Genomic DNA, 23,636 nt, shown 5'->3' on the forward strand with positions numbered 1-23,636 from the left:
GGCAATGAGTGCAGGAAAGCCGGCATGCTTTACTGGAACCATAGAAAATCGATCTTCAGCCACAAAAATGGATACAAATTTCAGGCCGCGCGGATTAAAACCGTCATGAACGCATCAGGGAGGGATGGCGATGACAGGGAAAGCACCGTTCGGGCCGCTGCAGGGTCTGCGGGTCGTCGAGATGGGGCAGCTTTTGGCGGGACCGTTCGTCGGCAGCCGCTGCGCCGATTTCGGGGCCGATGTCATCAAGGTGGAGGCGCCGGGCAGCGGCGATCCGATCCGCAGCTGGGGCCGCCTGCAGCACGAGGGCAAGACGCTGTGGTGGCCGATCATGGCACGCAACAAGAAATCCGTCTCGATCAACCTGCGTGCCGCCGAGGGGCAGGAGCTGGCGCGGTCGCTGATCGCGCAGGCCGATGTCCTGATCGAGAACTTCAAGCCCGGCACCCTGGAACGGTGGGGCATGAGCCCGGAGCAGCTGCACGCCCTGAACCCCGGGCTGGTGATCGTGCGGGTCTCGGGCTTTGGCCAGACCGGCCCCTATGCGGCGCGACCCGGCTTTGCGTCGGTGGGCGAGGCGATGTCGGGGCTGCGCTATATCAACGGTTATCCGGACATGCCGCCGCCGCGCTATGGCATCTCGCTTGGCGACACGCTGACGGCGCTGTTCGCGTTCGAGGGGATGATGATGGCGCTGTATCACCGCGACCGGAACGGCGGGCGCGGCCAGGTGGTGGACGCGGCCATCACCGAAAGCTGCTTTGCGATGCTGGAAAGCACGGTCACGGAATATTCCAAGGCCGGAGAGGTCCGCCAGCCGTCCGGCACCGGGCTTGCCAAGATCGCGCCGTCGAACATCTATCCGGCCAGGGACGGCACCTATGTGGTGATCGCGGCCAATGTGGATGCGATGTTCCGCCGTCTGACGCAGGCGATGGGCCAGCCGCATTTGGCGGACGATCCGCGCTTCGTGACCCATATCGCGCGGGGCGAGAACGCGGAGCTGCTGGATTCGATGATTGCGAACTGGTCCGCGTCGCTGGACGTGGCCGACCTGACCGCGCGGCTGGAGCAGTTCGGCGTGGTCTTCGGCCCGATCAACTCGATCGCCGAGGTGGTCCAGGACCCGCATTTCCGCGAACGCGGCATGGTGCGTGACCATCACGACGATGACTTCGGCACGATCACCGTCCCCGGCGTCTTCCCGGTCCTGTCCGAGACGCCCGGCGACATCGCCTGGCTGGGCCCACAGGAGGTGGGCGCGCACAACGCCGAGATCTATGCCCGGATCGGCCTTGGCGAAGAGAAGATCGAGGATCTCAAGGCGCGGGGCGTGATATGAGCGTCACGATCTGCGAGGTCGGCCCGCGCGACGGGCTGCAGAACCTGCCGCGCCTGTTCTCGGTCCAGGAACGGGCGCATCTGATCGCCGAACTGGCGGCCGCGGGGCTGCGCCAGATCGAAGCCGTCAGCATGGTGAACCCGGCCCGCGTCCCGCAGATGGCGGATGCCGAGGCGGTGCTGGACGCGCTGCCGCCCCTGCCGGCGGTCCAGCTGTCGGCCCTGGTCCTGAACCGCAGGGGGGCCGAACGGGCGCTGGCGACCGGGGTGCGCGAACTGCGCTTTGCGGTCGTCGCGTCGGACACGTTCTGCCGGCGCAACCAGAACATGGGCAGCGACGACAGCCTCGCGGCCTTTGCCGCCGTGGCCCCGATGGTCGGCCAGGCCGGGCGGCAGCTGACCGGCGTGATCGCCACCGCCTATGGCTGCCCGTTCGAGGGAGAGATCGCGCCCGCGCGGATCGCGCAGATGGCAGAGGCGCTGCGCGCGGCGGGCGCCGACCGGATCGTGCTGGCCGACACGATCGGCGTCGCCGCCCCCCGCGACATCGCGCGGGTCCATGACGCCTGCCGCGACGCGCTGGACGGCATTGCCTGGGGCGTGCACCTGCACAACACGCGCAACACCGGCTATGCCAACCTGATGACGGCGCTGGAACGCGGCGCCGGCATCATCGATGCGTCCATCGGGGGGCTTGGCGGCTGTCCTTTTGCGCCCCGCGCCACCGGCAACATCGCGACCGAGGACGTGCATTACCTGCTGCACCGCGAGGGGATCGACACCGGCCTGGATCACGACCGGCTGGCCCTGCTGGTGGAGTGGCTGGCCGAACGCGTGCCGGACAAGATCACCGGCCAGCTGGCCCGCGCAGGCTGGTTCGGCGCGTAGCCTGCATCGGCGCCCGGCCGTCCGGCCGGGCGCCGATCACTACAGCCCCGGTATCGCCAGGACGATCTGCGGGAACAGCGCGATCAGGAACACCGACCCCAGCATGATCGCGACGAAGGGCAGCGCGCCCTTGGCCACCACCGACAATGGCGCACGGTCCAGCGACTGGATCACGAACAGGTTCAGCCCGACCGGCGGGGTGATCAGCGCGACCTCGATCAGCAGCACGAAGAAGATGCCGAACCAGATCGGATCGATGCCAAGCGCGATCACCGTCGGCATCAGCACCGGCACCATGATCAGCAGCATCGACATGCTCTCCAGGAAGAAGCCGATGAAGATCAGCATGACCGCGATCAGCAGCAGCGCCAGCGTCGCCGTGTTGAAGTAGTCCTCGAACAGCCAGGCCAGTTGCGCGGGCAGCTGATAGAGGGTGATCGCCTGGCCGAAGATCTTGGCGCCGATGACGATCAGGAAGATGACCGTCGTCGTCTTGACCGTGTCGCGCACCGCGCCCAGGAACACCGCACGGCTAAGCCGCCCGCCCGCCGCCAGGATCAGCAACGCGACGGACGCGCCGATGCCCGAGGCCTCGGTCGGGGTGAAGATCCCGCCATAGATGCCGCCCAGGATCGTGCCCGCCAGCAGCAGCGTCGGCAGGGCGCGCCGCGTCGCGGCCAGGCGTTCGGGCCAGGTCGCGCGCGGCATCGCCTGATGGGTGCCCTGAATCGCCGATGCGATGACCACATAGACGCCGAACAGCACGATCAGCAGGATGCCCGGACCGACGCCGGCCAGAAACAGCTGACCGATGCTTTGTTCGGTGATCGCGCCATAGATGATCAGCGGGACCGAGGGCGGGATGATGATCCCCAGCGTGCCGCCCGCGGCCATCAGGCCCAATGTCAGACTGCGCGAATAGCCGCGCTTGACCATCTCGGGGATGGCGACGGTGCCGACGGTCGCGGCCGTGGTGATCGAGCTTCCCGAAATGGCCGAGAAGACCCCGCAGGACAGCAGCGCCGCGATGCCCAGGCCGCCGGGCCAATGCCCGACCCAGCTCTGCATCGCGACGAACAGGTCGCGCCCGATCCCCCCGCGCAGCAGCAGGTTCGACATCAGCAGGAACAGCGGGATGGCCAGCAGCACGAAATCGTTGATGCCGCCGAACAGCGTGCTGGCGACCATCGACAGCGGCAACCCGTCGATGGCCAGCAGGCCCGCACCCAGGATGCCCAGCGTGAAGGCCACCGGAATGCCGGTCATCAGCAGCGCCAGAAGCGCGCCGAAGATCAGGAACGGGGTCATCGTCCGGCCTCCCCAGGGGCGTTGTGCGACAGCTCCTGTTCGGCGCTGCTGGCGAAATCGGGGGCGGGACGGCCCGGCAGCCGGATCAGGTCCGCCAGCGCCTGCAAGGCCAGGATCGCAAAGCCAAGGATGATCGGCAGTTCGGCGATCCAGGTCGGCATCCGCAGCATCGAGGGCTGGCGCCGTCCGAAGGCGATCGAATCCAGCATCGACCCCGTGGCGACCCACAGAACAAAGATCGAGAACCCCAGGATCGCCACAAGGCTCAGCGCCTCGGCCGCCTTGCGGCCTGCGGGGGGCAGTTGCCCGATGACGGCGGTGATGCGGATCATGTGCCCGTCGCGCAGGCAATAGCCCATCGCCAGGAAGGTCAGCCAGATCATCACTGTGGTCGCGACGTCCGATGTCCAATGCGTGGGGGCGCGAAAGACATAGCGCGCCACCACCTCATAGGTCAGCAGCATCGTCATGGCGACGATGCCCACCTCGGACAGGCGCGCCGCGATCAGCGACAGCCCGTCCGCCAGGCGCAGCGCGCCACGGGATGCAGTCATGCCCCTGCCCTCAGCGCAGCGCGTCCAGCGCCGTCAGAAGCTGGTCTCCCGCCTCGCCTGCCTCCTGGCGGAACTGCTCGACCGCGGGGCGGGTGGCCTCCTGCCAGACGGCGATCTGCTCGGGCGTCAGTTCGGTGACGGTCGCATGGCCGTTCTCGGCCAGCCACTGCGCGGCCTCGACATTCTCGGCCTCGGTCTCGGCGCGCATCTTCTCCTCGGCGCGGATGGCGGCCTCGGTCATCCAGGCCTGCTCCTGTTCAGACATGCTGTCCCACAGGGCCGGGTTGATGACCGCGATGAATTCGGCCAGGCCGTGGCTGGTCATTGTGACATGATCCATCACCTCATAAAGCGCGCGCGACTTGACCGCGGTGGTCCCGCTCATCCCGATATCGACCAGGCCGCGCTGATAGGCCACGAACTGCTCGGCGCCGCCGACAACCACCGCCGACCCGCCCACGGCCTCGATCAGATCGCCGGTCGGCTTGCCGGTCGCACGCACCATCTTGCCGCGCATGTCCTCCGGAGAGACGACCGGCGCGCCCTTGGACAGCATCTGCACGGGACCGTAGTCCTGCCACCACAGCACCTTGGACCCGGCCTCCAGCAGCAGGTTGTCAAAGGTCGTGCGGAACGCGCCCTTACGGTCGGCGGCGCGCGCCAGGATCTGATAGTCCGGGAACATGAACGCGACCGAAAAGATGCCGGCTGCCGGGACGGACCCCGCATATTCGTCGGCCAGCACGATGCCCATGTCGATCGCGCCGCTGGAGATCGCCTGCGGCACCTCCTGCCCCTTGAACAGCGACGCGCTGTCAAAGACGCGCACGGTCATCTCGCCGCCGGAAATCTCGTTCAGCTGTTCGGCGAAATAATGGGTGTTCGCGCCGACGGGGTGGTTAGCACCGACCTGGACGGTCATGCGCAAGGTCCGCTCGGCCGATGCATCCCCGGCCATCAGGCACATCGCGCCGCTCATGACGGCCGCCGCTATCGCGTGTTTCATCACTTCCTCCCTGATATTCCCGGCCCCTCGCCGTGATCCGGCCGCTCCTCCCCGAGCGCCGGCCCCTTTAGATAATGCATACAATATTTTTGCTGTAAAGCGGCGCAGACGATCTGGTATCGCCGTTCAACGTGCAGAAAGGGCATCGACGAATAATAGTATCGGCCGCCCAACTCGCCTTGCACACAATTTCCGTCAAGGGTTCGTCCCTTGACCGGTGGCCCGATGCTTTGAGCAACGCCACCTTCCCGGCATCCAAAGCAGCGTCAATCGACCGCGACCGGTGCGAACCCGATTGCCGTCATGGGCGCGATGGTGTCGTATCGGCGGCGAAGCGATCAGGGACCTACAATGCGACCATATCTTGCCGCCTTTCTTGCGCTCATGACGGTCACGGCCTGCGCGGTCGGCTCCGGCGCGGTGGTGCAGGGTGCCGGCCCCGACGACCTTCTCAAGCTGCGCGAGGGGCCGGGGCTGAACCACAGGATCATCATCGGCCTGCCCGACGGCACGCGCCTGACGCGCCAGAACTGCGTGACCACCGACGGCAAGGTCTGGTGCAGGGTGATGCTTGCCGACCGGCCCAGCGTCTCGGGCTATGTGGCGGCAGAATACCTGGCGCATCGCTGACGGCGGTCAGTCCGCCGGGCGCCCCTCGCGCACGCCGGACTGGGCGATGATCTCGGACACCAGGTGTTCCCGGCGATAGGCCATGACATGCACGCCGCTGACGCCCGCAATCGCGCGGATCTGCTGGATCAGCTCGATGCACAGGCGTTTGCCCTCCTCGCCGGGATCGGCGGCCCGCTCCATCCGGGCGATCACCGCGTCCGGGATATGGACGCCGGGAACGTTGCTGCGCATCCAGCGCGCGGCCTTGGCCGAGGCCAGCGGGCCGACCCCGGCCAGGATGAACACCCGCCGGTCTAGGCCCAGGTCGCGGACCCGCGCCATGAAGCGCGCGAAGGTCGGGACGTCGAAGATATAGTTCGTCTGGATGAAATCCGCGCCAGCCTCGACCTTCTTGGCCAGGCGGTCGGGACGCCAGTCCAACGGCGCGATGCAGGGGTTCTCGGCCGCGCCCAGGAACATGCGCGGCGGGCTGGTGATGCGGCGGCCCGACAAAAACATGCCATCGTCGCGCATCGTCCGGATGGTGCGCAGCAGCGAGATCGAATCCAGATCGAAGACCGGTCGCGCGCCGGGCTGATCGCCCACCCCCACCCCGTCGCCGGTCAGGCACAGCACGTTGCGCACCCCCATCGCCGCCGCCCCCAGCACGTCCCCCTGGATCGCGATGCGGTTCCGGTCGCGGCAGGATATCTGATAGACCGTCCCGATCCCCGCCCGCGTCAGCAGGGCCGAGATGCCGATCGAGGACATGTGGCAGTTGGCCCCCGACGCATCCGTCGCGTTGATCGCGTCGGCGACCCGGGCCAGCGGGCGCGCGGCGGCAAAGACATCCGCGGGGTCTGCGCTGTCGGGCGGGTTCAGTTCGGCGGTGACCGCGAAATGACCCTGGCGCAGCACGCGCTCCAACCGGCTGCCCGACACGTGGCCGGGGGGCGGCGGGTCATAGGACGGCTGCCAGCGGTCGAAATCGACGGGCGGAATGTCGGTCATCGGCGCGGCCCCCGGTCGGCCGGACGCGGCTCGACCGCCAGGGGCGCGGCCGCCGGTTCATGGGCGCGGGCCTGCGGAAAGGCGCAGGCGATGGTGGCGCGGGGGGCGTCGGGCGGCCCGGCCGGGTGCGCCGCCTTTTCGCGCGCAACGCGCAGCCAGGACGACGACCCCTGCAGGCTGCGGTCCACGGGCGGCTGGACGTCGCCGATCCGCGCGCCGTCGCGCATCCGGGCGGCCCCCTCCCAGGCCATCACCCAGACACAGCGCATCTGCGGATCGACCTCGCAGAAGCCGCCGGGGCGCACGCCGCCGCAGGGACCGTTGCGCAATGTCTTGGGGCAGTTCATCGGGCAGGACATGCCGGTCGAGGACAGCACGCATTGCCCGCACATCCGGCAGTCGAACAGCAGGCCCTTGGTCAACCGCTCGACCGCGGCGACGGGGCGTTCCAGCCGGTGATACCCGATGCGCCGGAACAGCGGGTCCAGGGCGACCAGAGCGGCCTCGAACCGGACATAGACCCATTCGAAGGCGCGGGCATGACGGACGGCAAGACGGCGAAGGCGGTACATGCTATCCGCCCCGCCGCAGGGAAGGCCGGTTGCCCATCATGTCGCCGCGTTCAGACGCCCGACCCGATCGCGCAGCACGCCCGTCCCGATCGGGCGAGGAGATTGAACAGGTGGGGCATGCTCGGCGGGTGCCAGACGGGCGACGCACCGGATCAACCCTGATCACCCGCCCGCATGCGACCAGCCCCTTGCGGGCGCAGGGCGACAATGCACCACGCGTCGCCGGAAAGGTGCGCCCTGCCCCGGGGGGCTGGAACGACATCGCCTTACCGGGCATCTGCATCCCCAGGCATCAGCACGCGGCGGTCCCCGGACAGAGGCACCATCCGCGTCGGGGGGCAGGACAGATCGGACATGTCTGAAGCTCCGTGATCCGGGGGCAGGGTCAGGCGACGGCGATGGTCTTCTTGGGGTCGTGAAAGGGCCGTTCGACGATGGTCGCGGACCGCGTGCCGTCCGGGGTCCGGACCTGAACCTGGGCGCCCATCTGTGCCGATCCGGCCGACAGCATCGCCAGCGCGATGTTGCGATCCAGCCGTGGCGAATGGATCGCCGAGGTGACCTTGCCCACGACCTGGCCGTCACGGGTGACGGGCCAGAAGGTCATGTTCGGCCCCTTCAGCGGCGCGCCGTCGATCACCAGGCCGACCTGGCAGCGGGCGGGGCCGTCGGCCTTGATCCGGCGCAGCGCATCCTTGCCGATGAAATCGGCCTCGATGTCCAGGTCCACCAGCCGGTCCAGACCCAGCTCATAGGGATTGGTATCGATGTCGGCATCGGCGTGATAGGACAGCATCGCCCCCTCGATCCGGCGGATCGACGAGGTGTGGCCCGCCTTCAGCCCCAGGGGCGCACCCGCGGCCATGATCCGCTCCCACAGCGCGTCGCCACGACTGCCGTCCTGCAGATACAGCTCGTATCCCAACTCGCTGGACCAGCCGGTGCGCGACACGATCAGCGGGATGCCGTCCAGATCGACCCGGCGCAACCAGTAATAGCGAAGGTCCATGATCGCGTCGCCGAACAGCGCCCGCATCACCGCACCCGATTTCGGCCCCTGCAGCTGCAGGGGCGACACGTCCGGTTCCCTGATCGTGACGTCCATTCCCGAATGCACCGCGACCCCCTGCGCCCACAGCAGGATGTCACTGTCGGCCAGCGATATCCAGAAATGGTTTTCCGCCAGCCGCAGCAGGACCGGGTCGTTCAGGATGCCCCCCTGGGCATTCGTGATCAGCACGTATTTGCACTGTCCGACCGCCATCTTGGACAGGTCGCGCGGAGTCAGCATCTGGACGAACCGCGCCGCGTCGGGGCCGGTGATCTCGACCTGACGCTCGACGGCGACGTCGCATAGGATCGCGTCGTTGATCAGGTTCCAGAAGTTTTGCACCGGATCGCCGAAGTCGCGCGGGATGTACATGTGGTTATAGACCGAGAACCCCGTGGCGCCCCATCGGACGGTCGCGTTGAAATAGGGGGACTTGCGGATCTGGGTTCCGAAACCGAAATCTTGGATCTGGGTCATCTGACGTCTTCTTCCACGAAAATGGGCCGGTGGCCGGGGCGGGACATCTGCCATCTAAGCGCGGATGCGGACGACGCACGGGCCAAATCCGACGCGCAAACAGGCCGGTCGGGCTGTTCTTGGGGTGGACTGCAGACCGGACGGTTTTGGCCGGAGAATCCCGCGCCGGGTCAGGCGGGGTGCGCGGGCGCGCGCGTCAGCGCCTTGAGGTCGGGCTGTGCCGCCTTGACCTGTCGCGTGACGATATAGGTCATATAGCGCTGGATCCCCAGATCGGCCTCCAGCAGCGATTCCATCAGGGTCTGGAACGCCGTCAGGCTTTGGGTGACGACCTTGAGGACATAATCCATCCCGCCGCCGGTCGCGATGCATTCGGTGATCTCCGGCAGGGCGCCGATATGGCCTTCGAACCGGTCGAAATCGACCTTGCGGTGCTGCGCCAGCGATACGGTGACGACGACCTGGGTGACATTGGCAATGCGCTCCAGCGCGATGTCGGCCCGGTATCCCCGGATCAGCCCGGCCTCGCGCAGCCGCGTCAGCCGCGCCCAGCAGGGTGTGGGCGACAGGTTCACCAGCTCGGCCAGTCGCGCCTTGCTCAGCTGCCCGTGCTGCTGCACGGCCGCAAGGATGCGGATGTCGGTCGCATCAAGGCCTGGCCTGCTCATCCACCGCCTCACTTGCCGTCACGGACGGCGAACATTGCCCACGGCCCTGCTGCCCGGAAACAGGCGGGCGGCCCATCGTCGCGATCAGACCGTGTCCAGGTACAGCTCGACCGTCTCCTCGTCGGACAGCTCGGCCATGTAATGCAGTTCCTGGCGCTTGGTCATCAGATAGTTGTCGACCAGATGCGCGGGCAGGATGCGGCGGATCTCGGGACAGCTGTCGAACGCCTCGATCGCGGCGCCCCAGTCGCCGGGCAGCTGCGCCAGCTTCTGGTCATAGGCGTTGCCCTTGAAGGGCGCGGGGGCGACCAGCTGGTCCTCGATCCCGTTCAGCGCGGCCCCCAAGATGGCGGCGATGGTTAGATAGGGGTTCACGTCGCCGCCGGCCACGCGATGCTCGATCCGCCGGGCCTTGGGGCCCGAGGAGGGGATGCGGATCGCGGCGGTGCGGTTCTCATAGGCCCAGCCGATGCCGGTCGGGGCATGGGCGTTGGGAACCAGGCGGTCAAAGCTGTTCTCGTGCGGGGCAAAGAGCAGGGTCGATCCGGGCATGGCGCGCAGGCAGCCGGCGACAGCCTGGCGCAGCGCCTCGGTCCCCTCCTCTCCGCCATTGTCGAAGATGTTTCGCCCGGCCCGGTCCAGGATCGAAAAATGCATGTGCATCCCGTTGCCCGCGAACATCTCGTAGGGCTTGGCCATGAAGCTGGCGGCAAAGCCGTAGGTCCGGGCGATGCCCTTGACCAGCATCTTGAACAGCCAGGTGTCGTCGGCGGCCTTCAGCGGATCGGCCTGATGCATCAGGTTGATCTCGAACTGTCCCGGCCCCGCCTCCGAGATGGCGGTATCGGCGGGAATGTCCATCGCCTCGCAGGCGTCATAGAGCGTCGTGAAGAACTGGTCGAACGCGTCCAGCGCGCGCAGCGACAAGACCTCGCCGCCGGTGCGCCGCTTGCCGGATTTCGGGCTGGGCGGCACGCGCAGCGTCTTGCCGCTGTCGTCGATCAGAAAGAATTCCAGCTCGGTCGCCACCACCGGCACCAGCCCGGCCGCGACATAGCGTTCGGCCACGCGGGCCAGCGCCTGGCGCGGATCGCCGTCATAGGGGGTGCCGTCGGGATGGAACATCCACAAGGGCAGCAGCCCCGTGGGCGCGTCCAGCCACGGCATGGGCAGGAACCCCCGTTCGGTGGGCAGCAGCAGCCCGTCAGGGTCGCCGGATTCGAAGACCAGCGGGCTGTCCTCGACATCCTCGCCCCAGATGTCCAGGTTCAGGACCGAATAGGGAAACTTGGTCCCCTCCTCCAGCAGCTTGCCGGCATAGCGGGCGGGCACGCGCTTGCCCCGCGCGACACCGTTCAGGTCTGCTGCCGCGACGCGGATCGTCTTGACCTCGGGGTGTTCGCGCAGCCATTCCATGGGATTATCTCATCAACTGGGGACGGTACCGGACGCGGCTGGTCGCACCCGGCAGATGCCGGTTCAGCCGCCTGTTCACCCTGCCGAAAAGCCAGATCAATGCCAAGGTGGCAGCGATGAAATATGCGGCGGCAATGGGATAGGCGACGAAAGGGTTGAATGTCCGGTCCGCGAAGTAGCTGGCATAGTACAGCGCGTCGCCCTTTTGCTGGAACGCCGGAAAGCCGCTGAAATAGACCAGCGTCGTGGCGTGGAACAGGAAGATCGCCTCGTTCGTGTAGCTGGGCCAGGCCAGGCGCAGCATGGTGGGCCAGACGATCCGCCGGAACCGCTTCCACCCGGTCAGGCCATAGGCGTCGGCGGCCTCGACCTCTCCCTTGGGGACCGACATCAGCGCGCCGTGAAAGATCTGCGCGCTGTAGGCCGCGGTGTTCAGGATCAGCACGATCAGCGCCCCGGCCCAGGCCCGCGTCAGCCAGCTGGTCTGGATGGTCATCCCCAGGACGTCGATGCCCGCCCGCGGCAGCAGCACCAGCGATTCATAGGCGATGAAGAACTGGATGAACAAGGGACTGCCGCGGAAGACGAAGATGAAGGCGTTCGCGGGCTTGCGCAGCCAGGGGTTGGCACTGGCCTTGGCCAGCGCCAACCCCGTCGCGATGAAGAAGCCGACCGACAACGCCAGCACTGCAAAGTACAGGTTCCAGATCAGGCCCGACCCGATCAGCACCGCCTGCTGGCACAGGTCATATCCCTCGCGCGGCAACAGCCGTTCGCCATAGCCGATCGAGCGCAGGGCATAGTCCTGGATGGTCTGCACGCAGCTCATGCCGGGGCTCCCTTGCGCTCGGCCTCGCCGCCAAGCGTGGCCTGGCCGCGCGACAGCCGCCGCGTGACGCGGCCCAGCACGCGTTCCGAGATCCAGGTCATGCACAGATAGAACACCAGGATCGCCAGGAAGTAATACAGCCGCCAGTCCGGATGCGGATAGGTGAAGGCGCTGGTCTTGGACCCGCCCAGCTCGCGCGCCCAATAGACGATGTCCTCGACCCCCAGCAGGAACAGAAGCGGCGTGGCCTTGATCAGGATCATCCACAGGTTCGACAGGCCCGGCAGGGCATAGGTCCACATCTGCGGTATCAGCACGCGGCGGTTCACCTGCGCGGGCGACATGCCATAGGCCTCGGCCGTCTCCAGCTGGGCGCGGGGCACGGCCGCCATGGCGCCGGACAGCACGTTCGCGGCAAAGGCACCGAAGACGATCGAGAAGGCGATGACCGCCAGGAAGATGCCATAGACGTCATGCACCCAGGGCGCGGCATCGTTCAGCGGCAGCTTGGCCGCGGCGCAGACGACGAAATCGTTGCCCTGCCGGACGGGCGCATCGCTGTCGCACAGGACCTGATGGCGCACCCATTCGAAGCCCTGGTCCAGCGCGATCGGCACGAACAGGAAGAAGATGATGTCCGGCACGCCCCGCACCATCGAGGTGTAGATCCCCCCGAACCACCGCAGCGGCGCGATGCGCGAGCGGCTGGCCATGGCGCCGCCAAAGCCGAACAGCAGCGCGATGGGCGCGGTGATCGCCAACAGTAGAAGCACCGTCCCGAAGCTGGCATAGAACAGCAGATGCGTGCCCGATGTCAGGTAGCACGACAGCCAGGCAAACCCCTGCAACAGGGACGGATCGGTGCAATATGCGAACATGGGACTTCCCGAAGGGCCGCCGCGGCACGGGTCCGCGGCGGCGGGTCAGATCATTCGAACAGCAGCGCGTCGTCGCCGAACCACTTCTTGATCATGTCGTTCAGGCTGCCGTCTTCCTTCATCGCGGTGATCTGCGCGTCGAACTTCTCCAGCAGCTCGGTGTCGGACTGGCGCAGGCCCATGCCGATGCCCTCGCCCAGGGCGACGCGGTCCATGCCCTCGACCCAGACCAGCTCTCCGCCGGATTCCTCGACGATGGGGGCCAGGAAGTCGCGGTCGGCCAGGATCGCGTCGGCCTCGCCGTTGCGGACGGCGGCGACGGCCTGGTCGGGGTTCGGGAACTCGATCAGCGTCGCGCCGCTCTCGGCGACATAGCCGGCCTGGATGGTGCTGGTCTGGGCCGCGACGATGCCGCCCTCGACGTCGACGTCAGCCGCCAGCGCCGCATAGGCCGACGGCGTCGGCGGGGTGTAGGGCTGGGTGAAGGCGATGACCGCCTGGCGTTCGGCGTTGATGTTCATGCCGGCCATGATCGTGTCATAGTTCGACGAGACCAGGTTCGGGATGATCGAATCCCAATCGTTGCGCACCCAGGTGCAGTCCAGCTCGGCGCGCTTGCACAGCTCGTTGCCCAGCTCGATCTCGAAGCCGGTGACCTCGCCGGTGGCGTCGTCGATGAAGTTGTAGGGGGCATAGGCGCCTTCCGTGCCCATGCGGATGGTCTGGGCCTGGGCCAGGCCCGCGGTCAGCATCAGCGCGGCGGCCGCGATCGTCAGGGATTTCATTCGGGGTCTCTCCTGTTGGTTTCTTATGTCGCCATGGTCGCGGACAGGAACTGGCGCAGACGGTCGGTCTGCGGGTTCCCGAACAGGCGATCCGGCGGGCCTTCTTCGCAGACCACGCCCTGATGCAGGAACACGACGTGATCGCTGACATCGGCGGCCAGCCGCATGTCATGGGTGACCAGGATCATCGTGCGATGCTCTCCGGCCAGATCCTTGATGACGCGGACGACCTCCTGCTGCAGCTCGGGGTCCAGCGCGCTGGTGGGTTCGTCGAACAGCAGCGCCTTGGGCTGCATGCACAGCGCGCGGGCGATGGCGGCACGCTGCTGCTGGCCGCCCGACAGCTGTGCGGGCCAGGCGTCCGCCTTGTCGCCGATGCCGACCTTGGCCAGAAGGTCGCGGGCGCGGGACTCGACTGCGGCGCGATCCTCGCCCAGCACGGTGACCGGGGCCTCCATCACGTTCTGCAGGATCGTCATGTGGGCCCACAGGTTGAACTGCTGGAACACCATGGACAGGTTGGTGCGCATCCGCGTGACCTGGGCGCGGTCGGCGGGGTGACGGGCCTGCCCCTGCCCCTTCCAGCGGACCGGTTCGCCCTCGAACAGGATCTCTCCGGCCTGGCTGTTCTCCAGCAGGTTGCAGCAGCGCAGCAGCGTGGACTTGCCCGACCCGGACGACCCGATCAGGCTGACCACATGGCCGCGCGGGGCGGTCATGGACACACCCTTGAGGACGTCAAGCGGACCATAGGACTTGTGCAACCCGTTGATCGAAATGACCGGGGCGGCGCTGTGAGGGGTCGGGGTCTGGTTCATCATCCGCACATTGGGCGTCAAACGCGCGCGTTTTGCAACGGGGTGCAGGGGGCAACCTGCCGATAAGGGCAGGCTGCCGCAGCGTCAGCCGAACGCTTACGCAATCTCGATCGAGTATTTCTCGATCACGGTGTTGGCCAGCAGGCCCTCGCACATCCTGGCGACCTCGGCGCGGGCTGCCTCGGCGTCGGTGGCGGCCAGGTCCAGCTCGATCAGCTTGCCCTGGCGGACGCCGGTGACGTCCTGGTGGCCAAGCCCGCCCAGGGCATGGCGGATCGCCTCGCCCTGGGGGTCCAGGACGCCGTCCTTCAGCATGATGGTGACACGTGCTTTCATGGCGGCAGTCCCTCTCAGTTGATCGCGGTCGGTTTCAGGCTGGTCGTGTTGGCGGGCATCAGGCCCAGCCTGCGCGCCACCTCGGTATAGGCGTCGGTCAGGTTGCCCAGGTCGCGGCGGAACACGTCCTTGTCCAGCTTCTGTCCGGTCTTGACGTCCCACAGCCGGCAGCTGTCGGGGCTGATCTCGTCGGCCACGATCAGGCGCATGAAGTCGTTGTCCCAGACCCGTCCGACCTCGATCTTGAAATCGATCAGCTTGATGCCGGCGCCGTAGAACACCCCCGAGAGGAAGTCGTTCACCCGCAGCGCCAGGCTGACGATGTCGTCCAGGTCCTGCTGGGTCGCCCAGCCGAAGGCGATGATGTATTCCTCGGACACCATCGGGTCGCCCAACTCGTCGTTCTTGTAGCTGTATTCGACGATGGGCCGCGGCAGGGCCGTGCCCTCCTCCAGCCCAAGGCGCTTGGACAGCGACCCGGCCGCGAAATTGCGCACGATCACTTCCAGCGGGATGATCTCGACCTGGCGGATCAGCTGCTCGCGCATGTTGATGCGGCGGATGAAGTGGTTCGGGACGCCGATGTTCGTCAGCCCGTTCATGAAGAACTCGGACAGGCGGTTGTTCAGCACGCCCTTGCCTTCGATGGTGGCGCGCTTCTGCGCGTTGAAGGCGGTCGCGTCATCCTTGAAGTACTGGATCAGCGTGCCGGGTTCCGTGCCCTCGTAGAGGATCTTGGCCTTGCCTTCGTAAACTTTCTTGCGCCGCGGTGCCATGGGCCCACCGTCCTTTCGCATGTCCCTGAAGATGCCGCTTACCCCGGATTGCCGGTCGGGGGCAATACGAGCCTTGCGACAAGGCATGCCGATGGGCATATCTTGTCCCAGACGCCGCACAGGAGGGCCCGATGACCACGTTCAACGATCGAGAGCGCGCCTACGAATCCAAGTTCGCCCATGACGCCGACCTGCGCTTCAAGGCCGAGGCGCGCCGGAACCGCCTGCTGGGCGAATGGGCGGCCGGACAGCTGGGCAAGACCGGCGACGACGCCCGCGCCTATGCCATGACCGTCGTCAGCGCCGATTTCGCCGAGCCCGGAGAGGAGGACGTCTTCCGCAAGGTCGAGGCCGACCTGACCGGCGTCGCCGATGCCGAAACGATCCGCGCGCAGATGGCCCGCCTGATGGACGAGGCCCGCCGCCAGGTCATCGACGAGACCTGAGCCGCCATCGTCAGCAGGCCGGATCAGGGGGCATTGCGCCCCCCTTTTCCATTCCTGCACGCGCGCAAGGCAGCCGGGGTCAAGCTTTGGTGACCCGGCATTTTCGCCGTCGCGTTCCTATCGAACCGTGGGATGAAAGGGTCTGCCCTATCAACGACAGGATGCCGGAACATGCTTTGGGACAATCAGGACCGCTATGGAGCCGTGACCCGGACGCTTCACTGGGGAATCGCCGCCCTGATGGCGTGGCAGTTCGGCGGCATGCTGTCCGAAAGCCTGCTGGGCGACGAGGCGCCTCTGGCCGTCGCACTGACCGCCAACCACACCCAGGTCGGAACCATCCTGTTCGTGCTGATCGTCCTGCGCGTGGTCTGGGCCGCCCTGAACCGTGATCGTCGCCCGCCCCGCCGGGCGGACCTGCTGGGCTATGCGGCAAGGCTGGGGCATGTCGCGCTTTATGCGCTGATGCTGGCGGTTCCCTCGGCGGCGCTGCTGCGGGCCTGGGGCGGGGTACGGGGCTTTGCGCCCTTCGGGTTCCAGATCTTCGCGCCGCGCGCCCCGGACCAGGTCGTCAAGACCGCCACCGACATCGGGTCGAACATTCATGGAGAGCTGGCTTGGGTGATGGGCGTGCTGATCCTGGGCCATATCGCGATGGCGCTGTTCCACCAGATCGTGCTGCGTGACCGCCTGCTGCGCCGCATGGCATGCTAGGCGGCGGCGGCCTCGGCATTGGGATAGCGGCGCAGCATCGTCACCGCGCGGGCCAGGTTCAGCGCCATCAGAGCCGCCCACAGGCCGTGGTTACCCCAGAAGGGCGGCAGGATCAGCACGCAGGCCGCGAAGACCGCCACCGACCGGATCATCGCGTTGCGCATGTCCCGCGTCAGCGTGGCCCCGATGAAGATGCCGTCCAGCATCCAGCCCGCCACCCCGATCAGGGGCGCCAGCGCCAGCCAGGGCAGATAGATGCGCGCCGCGTGCCGCACCGCGTCCGAGGTGGTCAGCAGATCGATGATCGCGCCCCCCGCGACGATGAAGACCAGCCCCATCACGACCGCACCCCCCAGCCCCCAGGCCGAGGTCAGCAGCGACGCCCGCCGCACCCGGTCCGGCCGGCGCGCGCCCACGGCCTGTCCCACCAGGCTTTCGGCGGCAAAGGCGAACCCGTCCAGCGCATAGGCGGTCAGCGCCACGAACTGCAGCAGCACCTGGTTCGCGGCCAGGGGCACGTCGCCCTGCCCCGCCCCCAGGAACAGGAAGCTGGTCATGCAGCCCTGCAGCAGGACCGACCGGATCATGATGTCGCCGTTCACCCGCGCCAGCCGCGTCAGCCGGTCGCGCGCCCACAGCCCCGCCGCGCGGCGCGCCTGTCCCAGCACGTGCCGGGCCAGCCACAGGCCCAGCGCCACGCCGGACAGTTCGGCGATCAGGGTGGCCCAGGCGACGCCCGCCACGCCCAGCCCCAGGCCCAGCACGAACCACACATCCAGCGCGACGTTCAGCCCGTTCTGCAACAGCTGCAGCCCCAGCACCGCACGGGTGCGTTCGACCGCGATCAGCCAGCCGGTGATCGCGTACAATCCGATGGTCGCAGGCGCCCCCCAGATGCGGATCGCCAGATAGTCGCGCGCCAGCGCCTCGACCGCATCCGAGGCGGGGGCCAGCCGGAAGGCCGCCCAGAAGATCGGCGCCTGCAGCGCGATGAAGACCAGCCCCGCGGCGGCGGCGATGGCCAGCGCGCGCAGCAGATGGGCGCCGACCTCGGGCGCGTCGCCCGCGCCATGCGCCTGCGCCACCAGACCGGACGTGCCCATGCGCAGGAACCCGAACACCCAGTAGATGGACGTCAGGATGATCGCGCCGATCCCCACCGCGCCGATGGCCTGCGGCTGGCCCAGCTGGCCCACCACGCCGGTATCGACCAGCCCCAGCAGTGGCACCGTCAGGTTGGACAGCACGATGGGCACCGCGATCTGCAGCACCCGGCGGTGGGTCAGCAGGCTCAAGGCTGCGGCATCAGGAAGTGACCGGTGGCCTGGGCGATCAGGCGGGCGCGGTTGTCCTGCCACGCCTCGACATGGACGGACGCATAGCGGCGCCCCGACCGCACGACGCGGGCGCGGGCATAGGCATCGCGCGGCAGGCCCGAGCGCAGGTAGTCGACAGTGAAATCGATGGTCTTGGGCAGCCGTGGCAGGCTGTCGGGAACAGCCGCGTCGGGGGCGATGCGGCCTGATTCCAGGTCCTCCCACATCGCGGCCCAGCCCAGCTCAATGATCGCCGTGACCTCCAGGAAGGCAGCGGTGACCCCGCCATGGATCGCAGGCAGCATCGGGTTGCCGATCAGCTTGTCGTCATAGGGCAGGATCGCGGTCAGTTCGTCCCCGCGCCGGTCGAAGCGGATGCCCAGCCAGGTCATGTAGGGCACGCCGGTGACCATCGCCGCCAGGGCCGAATCGCGGCGCGACTTGATCTGGTGCAGGGGTTCGTTGCGGTCGCCCATGATCACCGCTCCGCCGTGAAGGCGCCGGTGGCGGCGGCGACGGGATTGGCCTCGTCCTCGTCCAGGGCCACGGCGCGCAGGAAGGCCACACTGCGGGTCATGTGATAGCATTCGGCCCGTGCGGTGATGCGTTGCCCCGGCGTCGCGGCCCGCATGTAGTCGATGCGCAGGTCGATCGTCGCGGTCGATCGCGGGTTCGTCGGATGCGCCATCACCGCCGCCCCGCAGCAGGTGTCCATCAGCGCCGACACCACGCCGCCGTGGATCACCCCGGTGCGCGGATCGCCCACCAGATGTTCGGCCCAGGGCATGCTGATCGTGGCGCGGCCCGCGCCGATCTCCTCGATCCGCATGCCCAGGGCGCGCGCATGGGGGATCGCCTCGATGAACTGCTGGGCGATGCGGGCGTGATCGTCGGGATCGGTCATGGGGCGTCCTTCTTTGCGCGAGGGGTAGCGTCCGGTCGGGACCCGGATCAAGCCCCGGCGCGCGATTCGGTTGAGAAAGGATGCGGCTGCGCTTAGGTTGACGCCAAGGGAAATCTTCCAGGGAGGTGCCGGGTGACCGAAGACCGCATCAGCTTCAAGGACATGTGCGCACGGTTCGAGGTGACGCCCCGCACGCTGCGCTATTACGAATACATCGAACTGCTGCAGCCCCGAAAGGAAGGCCGCGCCCGGTTCTATGGCCCGCGCGAGGTCGCCCGCATGACCCTGATCCTGCGCGGGCGGCGCTTCGGCTTCAGCCTGGAGGAGATCCGCCAGTGGCTGCAGATCTATGACAAGAAGGGCTCTCGCGAGCAGTACCAGGTCTGGATCGACATGGCCGACCGCCAGCTGGCCGTGCTGGACGGGCAGATCGCCGACCTGACGGCGGCGCGGACGGACCTGGACCAGCTGCGCCAGACCACCGTGGCCGAACTGGCCAAGATGGGCTGACGCGGCGGCACGCGCACTTGTGACGCCGCGTCCTGCTTACGTTCGCGTCAACTTGGGGCTATGTTCAGGGAAGGACGGAAAGCCGGTTTGAGGAGGAGCCGCACCCATGTCCGAAGATCTGATGACCATCCGCCAGATGTGCGACGCCTTTGACGTGACCCCGCGCACGCTGCGGTTCTACGAGGCACGAGAGCTGATCTTTCCCCAGCGCCGTGGCCAGCACCGGTTGTATGACCGGCGCGACCGGGCCCGGCTGATCCTGATCCTGCGCGGCAAGCGCTTCGGGTTCAGCCTGGAACAGATCCGCCAGCTGCTGCAGCTGTACGAACCCGGCGGCACGAACCGCGCGCAGATCGCGGCCACGATCGATGTCGGCCGCGACCGCCTGGCGGACATGGAACGGCAATATGCCGAACTGAGCGAGGCGATCGCCGACCTTCGCCAGCAGATCTCGGATGCCGAGGGCCGGCTTTCCGCAGCCCCCACAGAACAGCCGTAAAGGATCCCGACATGCCTTCGTACACGCCCCCGATCCGCGACCTGCAGTTCGTCCTGCACGACGTTCTGAAGCTGTCGCAATCCGACCTGCCCGGCCATGACGAACTGGCCCCCGACTTTACCGAGGCCGTGCTGGAAGCCGCCGGCAAGCTGTCCGCCGAGGTGCTGGCGCCCCTGAACCTGTCCGGCGACCAGGAGGGCTGCGTTCTGGAGAATGGCGTCGTCCGCACGCCCAAGGGCTTCCGCGAGGCGTTCGAGCAGGTCAAGGAGGGCGGCTGGACCGCGCTGGACTGCGACCCCGAATACGGTGGCCAGGGCATGCCCTACACCATGGGCGTGGCCACCGGAGAGATGTTCGTGTCGGCCAACATGGCCTTCAACATGTACCAGGGCCTGACCCACGGCGCCTATTCCGCGATCCATGCCCACGGCACCGACGACCAGAAGCAGACCTATCTGCCCAAGATGGTCAGCTGTGACTGGACCGGCACGATGAACCTGACGGAACCGCATTGCGGCACCGATCTGGGCCTGCTGCGCACCAAGGCGGAACCGCAGGATGACGGCAGCTATCTGATCACGGGCCAGAAGATCTTCATTTCGGCCGGTGATCACGACATGGCCGAGAACGTCGTCCACCTGGTCCTGGCCAAGGCGCCCGGCGGCGGCGAGGGCACCAAGGGCATCAGCCTGTTCATCGTGCCGAAGTTCCTGGTGAACGCGGACGGCTCTCTGGGCGATCGCAACGGCGTGTCGGTGGGCGCGCTGGAGCACAAGATGGGCATCCACGGCAACGCGACCTGCGTGATGAACTATGACGGCGCGAAAGGCTGGCTGCTGGGCGATCTGCACAAGGGCATGCGCGCCATGTTCACCATGATGAACGAGGCTCGTCTGGGCGTGGGCCTGCAGGGCTATGCCGCGGCGGTACCCGCCTATCAGAACGCTCTGGCCTATGCCAAGGACCGCCTGCAGGGCCGTGCGGTGACCGGCGCGCAGAATCCGCAGGGCGCCGCCGATCCGCTGATCGTGCACCCCGACATCCGCCGCAGCCTGCTGGACCAGAAGAGCTTTATCGAGGGTGCTCGCGCGCTGGCGCTGTGGGGCGCGCATCTGATCGACCGCGGCCACCTGGCCGGCGACAAGGACGCCGAGGGGCTGGTGTCGCTGATGACCCCGGTCATCAAGGGCTTCCTGACCGACAAGGGCTTCGAGGCGACAGTGCTGGCCCAGCAGGTCTTCGGTGGCCACGGCTATGTCGAGGAATGGGGCATGAGCCAGTTCGTCCGCGATGCCCGCATCACCATGATCTACGAAGGTGCGAATGGCGTGCAGGCGCTGGACCTGGTCGGCCGCAAGCTGGCCCAGGATGGCGGCAAGCATGTGATGGCCTTCTTCGACATGGTCAAATCGTTCTGCAAGGAACAGTCCGGCAATCAGGCACTGGCGGCCGACTTCATCGAACCGCTGAAGGCCGCGTCCAAGGACCTGCAGGCGGCGTCCATGTTCTTCATGGAACGCGGCATGAAGAACCCGAACGATGCGCTGTCGGGCAGCTACGACTTCATGCACCTGTTTGGTCACGTGACCCTTGGGTACATGTGGGCCCGGATGGCGGTCGCCGCACAGGCGGCGCTGGATGCGGGCACCGCGGACCCGGCGTTCCACAAGACCAAGCTGGCAACCGGCCGCTACTACATGAAGCGGCAGCTGCCGATGACCGCCACGCATCTGGCCCGCATCCAATCCGGAGCCGCCACGGTGATGGAGCTGGAGGCAGAAGCCTTCTGATCCGACATCAAGGGCGGAGAGGTCGCATTGGGTATTTTTGCAAAGAAGAAGCAGGATGCGCCCCGACCTCTCCCGATTGTTGTCGGGTCAGGCGTTGTCGGCCCACAGGCCGGGGCGACTTCTCCTTTGGCGGTCATCGGCTCCCCAGCCTGTACCGCAGGACCAGACTAATGCCGCTCAGGTGAAGACGCGGTTAACGCCGCTTCTTCTTTGTCCAAATACCCCGCGGGGGGGGTCCGGGGGGCGCGCAGCCCCCCGGCGTCGAGGAGGAAAGATGACCGCGCAACTCTGGTGCTTTGGCGAATCCGGGAACGCCTACAAACCGGCCCTGACGATGCAAGTGGCGGGTTATGACTGGCAGCCCGTCTATGTCGATTTCTTTAACGGAGAGGGGCGCAGCCCCGCATTTAGGGCGCTGAACCCGATGGGCGAGGTCCCGGTGTTCCGTGAGGGCGATGTAACCCTGACCCAATCGGCCGTCATCCAGCTGCACGTCGCGGAACGCACCGGCCGGTTCCTGGGCAGCGACCGCAACGAGACGCTGCGCTGGCTGATGTTCGACAACCACAAGGTCTCGGGCCAGGCGGGGCCGGCGCGGTTCCTGTTGAACTTCCTGCCCGCGGACAAGCGGCCGGCAGGGGCCGCGGAATACCTGCAGGGACGGCTGAAAGGGGCCTATCAGGTGCTGGAAGCGCATCTGGCTGACCGCGACTGGGTCGCACCCGGCGGCCCGACCATCGCCGATTTCGCGCTGTGCGGTTACCTGTACTATCCCGAGCCCTTCGGCTTTGACCGCAAGGATTGGCCCCATATCGATCGCTGGCTGGACGGCATCGCCGCCCTGCCCGGCTGGAAACACCCCTATGATCTGATGCCCGGCAACCCATCCGACCGGGCGCCCAAGGAGGACACATGACCAACGCATTCATCTATGACGCCGCCCGCACGCCGCGCGGCAAGGGCCGCCCCGATGGCAGCCTGCACGAGGTCACCTCGCTGGCGCTGTCGGCGCGCCTGCTGAACGCCGTCAAGGACCGCAACGGGCTGGAAGGCCACGCGGTCGAGGATGTCATTTGGGGCAATGTGACCCAGGTCAAGGAACAGGGCGGCTGCCTGGCGCGCAGCGCCGTGCTGGCATCGGACCTGGACCAGAGCATTCCCGGCCTGTCGATCAACCGCTTCTGCGCGTCTGGCATGGAGGCCGTGAACCTGGCCGCCAACCAGATCAAGGGCGGCGCGGGCCAGGCCTATATCGCCGGCGGGGTAGAGATGATGGGCCGCGTTGCCATGGGCAGCGACGGGGCGGCCATCGCGGTCGATCCGGGACTGGCCATGCGGTCGTACTTCGTACCGCAGGGGATCAGCGCCGACATCATCGCCACCGAATACGGCTTCAGCCGCGCGGATGCCGATGCGCTGGCGCTGGAAAGCCAGCGCCGCGCGGCGCAGGCCTGGGCCGACAACCGCTTTGCCAAATCCATCGTCCCCGTGCTGGACCAGAACGGCCTGACCATCCTGGACCGCGACGAATACATGCGCCCCGGCACCACGGCGGACGATCTGGCCAAGCTGCGCCCGGCCTTCAAGGAGATGGGCGAGATGATGCCCGGCTTTGACAAGGTCGCGATGCTGAAATACCCGCACCTGACCCATGTCGATCACATCCACCATGCCGGCAACAGCAGCGGCATCGTCGACGGCGCCGCGGCCGTGCTGATCGGCAACGCGGAATTCGGGCAGGCGCATGGCCTGAAGCCCCGCGCGCGCATCCGCGCCACCGCCAAGATCGGCACCGACCCCACGATCATGCTGACCGGCCCGGTTCCCGTGACCGAGAAGATCCTGCAGGACAGCGGCCTTTCCATCGGCGACATCGACCTGTTCGAGGTAAACGAGGCCTTCGCATCCGTGGTGCTGCGCTTCATGCAGGCCTTCGACGTCGACCATTCCAGGGTCAACGTGAACGGTGGCGCCATCGCCATGGGCCACCCCCTGGGCGCGACCGGCGCGATCATCATCGGCACCCTGCTGGACGAGCTTGAGCGGCAGGACAAGACCATGGGTCTGGCGACCCTGTGCATCGCGTCCGGCATGGGCGCGGCCACCATCATCGAACGCGTGTGAGGAGCCC

General features: G+C 67.2%; 27 protein-coding genes. 10 read left to right on the top strand and 17 right to left on the bottom strand.

Annotated features, from left to right (window positions below; translation table 11 throughout):
• The first annotated feature begins 130 nt into the window (after nt 1-130).
• Both PRL19_RS01130 and PRL19_RS01135 read left to right on the top strand, forming a co-directional pair.
• Complete coding sequence (locus PRL19_RS01130) at nt 131-1,342, top strand: CaiB/BaiF CoA transferase family protein (RefSeq protein WP_273743636.1); 1,212 nt, start codon at nt 131-133, stop codon at nt 1,340-1,342.
• Nucleotides 1,339-2,229: a hydroxymethylglutaryl-CoA lyase gene (locus tag PRL19_RS01135; protein ID WP_148911940.1), complete on the top strand. Its 891-nt coding sequence runs from the start codon at nt 1,339-1,341 to the stop codon at nt 2,227-2,229. The genes PRL19_RS01130 and PRL19_RS01135 overlap by 4 nt, the downstream gene beginning before the upstream one ends.
• 39 nt (nt 2,230-2,268) lie before the next feature.
• Here PRL19_RS01135 and PRL19_RS01140 read toward each other — a convergent pair whose 3' ends face one another.
• Genes PRL19_RS01140 through dctP form a run of 3 tightly spaced genes read right to left on the bottom strand, consistent with a single transcriptional unit; the run spans nt 2,269 to nt 5,097 of the window.
• Nucleotides 2,269-3,537, bottom strand: coding sequence for a TRAP transporter large permease (locus tag PRL19_RS01140; RefSeq protein WP_045982975.1), 1,269 nt, complete (start codon nt 3,535-3,537; stop codon nt 2,269-2,271).
• The gene (locus PRL19_RS01145; RefSeq protein WP_045982976.1) at nt 3,534-4,091 is read right to left on the bottom strand and encodes a TRAP transporter small permease; all 558 of its coding nucleotides are present in this window, start codon (nt 4,089-4,091) and stop codon (nt 3,534-3,536) included. Before PRL19_RS01145 ends, PRL19_RS01140 begins: the two co-directional genes overlap by 4 nt.
• A 10-nt stretch (nt 4,092-4,101) precedes the next feature.
• Nucleotides 4,102-5,097 carry a TRAP transporter substrate-binding protein DctP gene (gene dctP / locus PRL19_RS01150; RefSeq protein ID WP_273743637.1) on the bottom strand — a complete coding sequence of 332 codons (996 nt, stop codon included), beginning with the start codon at nt 5,095-5,097 and terminating at the stop codon, nt 4,102-4,104.
• Between the two features lie 351 nt (nt 5,098-5,448).
• Between dctP and PRL19_RS01155 the strand changes: the two genes are divergently transcribed.
• Nucleotides 5,449-5,727 (top strand): SH3 domain-containing protein, encoded by a 279-nt coding sequence (locus tag PRL19_RS01155; RefSeq protein ID WP_045982978.1) that lies wholly within the window; start codon nt 5,449-5,451, stop codon nt 5,725-5,727.
• A gap of 6 nt (nt 5,728-5,733) precedes the next feature.
• Here PRL19_RS01155 and PRL19_RS01160 read toward each other — a convergent pair whose 3' ends face one another.
• The 11 genes from PRL19_RS01160 to purC form a co-directional block, all read right to left on the bottom strand.
• Nucleotides 5,734-6,720: a methylenetetrahydrofolate reductase gene (locus PRL19_RS01160; protein ID WP_252926833.1), complete on the bottom strand. Its 987-nt coding sequence runs from the start codon at nt 6,718-6,720 to the stop codon at nt 5,734-5,736.
• Nucleotides 6,717-7,292 (bottom strand): methylenetetrahydrofolate reductase C-terminal domain-containing protein, encoded by a 576-nt coding sequence (locus tag PRL19_RS01165; RefSeq protein ID WP_273743638.1) that lies wholly within the window; start codon nt 7,290-7,292, stop codon nt 6,717-6,719. The genes PRL19_RS01160 and PRL19_RS01165 overlap by 4 nt, the downstream gene beginning before the upstream one ends.
• 385 nt (nt 7,293-7,677) lie before the next feature.
• On the bottom strand, nt 7,678-8,820 hold the full coding sequence (locus tag PRL19_RS01170) for a glycine cleavage T C-terminal barrel domain-containing protein (RefSeq protein ID WP_273743639.1): 1,143 nt from the start codon (nt 8,818-8,820) through the stop codon (nt 7,678-7,680).
• 170 nt (nt 8,821-8,990) lie between these two features.
• Nucleotides 8,991-9,488, bottom strand: a complete 498-nt coding sequence (locus tag PRL19_RS01175; RefSeq protein ID WP_127899031.1) for an Lrp/AsnC family transcriptional regulator — start codon at nt 9,486-9,488, stop codon at nt 8,991-8,993.
• Nucleotides 9,489-9,572: 84 nt separating this feature from the next.
• On the bottom strand, nt 9,573-10,904 hold the full coding sequence (locus PRL19_RS01180) for a glutamine synthetase family protein (RefSeq protein WP_046001093.1): 1,332 nt from the start codon (nt 10,902-10,904) through the stop codon (nt 9,573-9,575).
• Nucleotides 10,905-10,908: 4 nt separating this feature from the next.
• A complete protein-coding gene (locus PRL19_RS01185; protein ID WP_127899032.1) occupies nt 10,909-11,733 on the bottom strand; it encodes an ABC transporter permease in 825 nt (274 codons plus the stop codon).
• Nucleotides 11,730-12,611 carry an ABC transporter permease gene (locus PRL19_RS01190; protein ID WP_273743640.1) on the bottom strand — a complete coding sequence of 294 codons (882 nt, stop codon included), beginning with the start codon at nt 12,609-12,611 and terminating at the stop codon, nt 11,730-11,732. Before PRL19_RS01190 ends, PRL19_RS01185 begins: the two co-directional genes overlap by 4 nt.
• A 50-nt stretch (nt 12,612-12,661) precedes the next feature.
• Nucleotides 12,662-13,396 (bottom strand): transporter substrate-binding domain-containing protein, encoded by a 735-nt coding sequence (locus PRL19_RS01195; protein WP_045981983.1) that lies wholly within the window; start codon nt 13,394-13,396, stop codon nt 12,662-12,664.
• 23 nt (nt 13,397-13,419) lie between these two features.
• Nucleotides 13,420-14,217, bottom strand: a complete 798-nt coding sequence (locus PRL19_RS01200; protein ID WP_273743641.1) for an ABC transporter ATP-binding protein — start codon at nt 14,215-14,217, stop codon at nt 13,420-13,422.
• Nucleotides 14,218-14,310: 93 nt separating this feature from the next.
• Nucleotides 14,311-14,550 (bottom strand): phosphoribosylformylglycinamidine synthase subunit PurS, encoded by a 240-nt coding sequence (gene purS, locus PRL19_RS01205; protein WP_045981985.1) that lies wholly within the window; start codon nt 14,548-14,550, stop codon nt 14,311-14,313.
• Between the two features lie 14 nt (nt 14,551-14,564).
• The gene (gene purC / locus PRL19_RS01210) at nt 14,565-15,326 is read right to left on the bottom strand and encodes a phosphoribosylaminoimidazolesuccinocarboxamide synthase (protein ID WP_045981986.1); all 762 of its coding nucleotides are present in this window, start codon (nt 15,324-15,326) and stop codon (nt 14,565-14,567) included.
• 131 nt (nt 15,327-15,457) lie between these two features.
• Here purC and PRL19_RS01215 point away from each other — a divergent pair, with 131 nt between their 5' ends.
• Entirely contained in the window at nt 15,458-15,772 is a 315-nt protein-coding gene (locus PRL19_RS01215) for a DUF1476 domain-containing protein (RefSeq protein WP_046001099.1), read from the top strand.
• A 171-nt stretch (nt 15,773-15,943) separates the two neighbouring features.
• Nucleotides 15,944-16,486 carry a cytochrome b gene (locus PRL19_RS01220; protein ID WP_273743642.1) on the top strand — a complete coding sequence of 181 codons (543 nt, stop codon included), beginning with the start codon at nt 15,944-15,946 and terminating at the stop codon, nt 16,484-16,486.
• Here PRL19_RS01220 and PRL19_RS01225 read toward each other — a convergent pair.
• Genes PRL19_RS01225 through PRL19_RS01235 form a run of 3 tightly spaced genes read right to left on the bottom strand, consistent with a single transcriptional unit; the run spans nt 16,483 to nt 18,706 of the window.
• A complete protein-coding gene (locus PRL19_RS01225) occupies nt 16,483-17,781 on the bottom strand; it encodes an MATE family efflux transporter (RefSeq protein ID WP_273743643.1) in 1,299 nt (432 codons plus the stop codon). The two genes, PRL19_RS01220 and PRL19_RS01225, sit on opposite strands and share 4 nt — an antisense overlap.
• Nucleotides 17,778-18,278: a PaaI family thioesterase gene (locus PRL19_RS01230; RefSeq protein ID WP_042247551.1), complete on the bottom strand. Its 501-nt coding sequence runs from the start codon at nt 18,276-18,278 to the stop codon at nt 17,778-17,780. The genes PRL19_RS01225 and PRL19_RS01230 overlap by 4 nt, the downstream gene beginning before the upstream one ends.
• Before the next feature lie 2 nt (nt 18,279-18,280).
• Nucleotides 18,281-18,706, bottom strand: a complete 426-nt coding sequence (locus tag PRL19_RS01235) for a PaaI family thioesterase (protein WP_273743644.1) — start codon at nt 18,704-18,706, stop codon at nt 18,281-18,283.
• Nucleotides 18,707-18,868: 162 nt separating this feature from the next.
• Between PRL19_RS01235 and PRL19_RS01240 the strand changes: the two genes are divergently transcribed.
• The 5 genes from PRL19_RS01240 to PRL19_RS01260 all read left to right on the top strand — a co-directional run bounded on the left by PRL19_RS01240 (nt 18,869) and on the right by PRL19_RS01260 (nt 23,629).
• Nucleotides 18,869-19,216 (top strand): MerR family transcriptional regulator, encoded by a 348-nt coding sequence (locus PRL19_RS01240; protein WP_420704433.1) that lies wholly within the window; start codon nt 18,869-18,871, stop codon nt 19,214-19,216.
• Between the two features lie 106 nt (nt 19,217-19,322).
• A complete protein-coding gene (locus tag PRL19_RS01245) occupies nt 19,323-19,715 on the top strand; it encodes a MerR family transcriptional regulator (protein WP_045981991.1) in 393 nt (130 codons plus the stop codon).
• An 11-nt stretch (nt 19,716-19,726) separates the two neighbouring features.
• The gene (locus tag PRL19_RS01250) at nt 19,727-21,505 is read left to right on the top strand and encodes an acyl-CoA dehydrogenase C-terminal domain-containing protein (protein ID WP_273743646.1); all 1,779 of its coding nucleotides are present in this window, start codon (nt 19,727-19,729) and stop codon (nt 21,503-21,505) included.
• A 274-nt stretch (nt 21,506-21,779) separates the two neighbouring features.
• Nucleotides 21,780-22,421 (top strand): glutathione S-transferase family protein, encoded by a 642-nt coding sequence (locus tag PRL19_RS01255; RefSeq protein ID WP_046001104.1) that lies wholly within the window; start codon nt 21,780-21,782, stop codon nt 22,419-22,421.
• Nucleotides 22,418-23,629 (top strand): acetyl-CoA C-acetyltransferase, encoded by a 1,212-nt coding sequence (locus PRL19_RS01260; protein WP_273743647.1) that lies wholly within the window; start codon nt 22,418-22,420, stop codon nt 23,627-23,629. Before PRL19_RS01255 ends, PRL19_RS01260 begins: the two co-directional genes overlap by 4 nt.
• Nucleotides 23,630-23,636: the final 7 nt, after the last annotated feature.

It is taken from the genome of Paracoccus marcusii (genome assembly GCF_028621715.1).
Classification (GTDB): domain Bacteria; phylum Pseudomonadota; class Alphaproteobacteria; order Rhodobacterales; family Rhodobacteraceae; genus Paracoccus; species Paracoccus marcusii.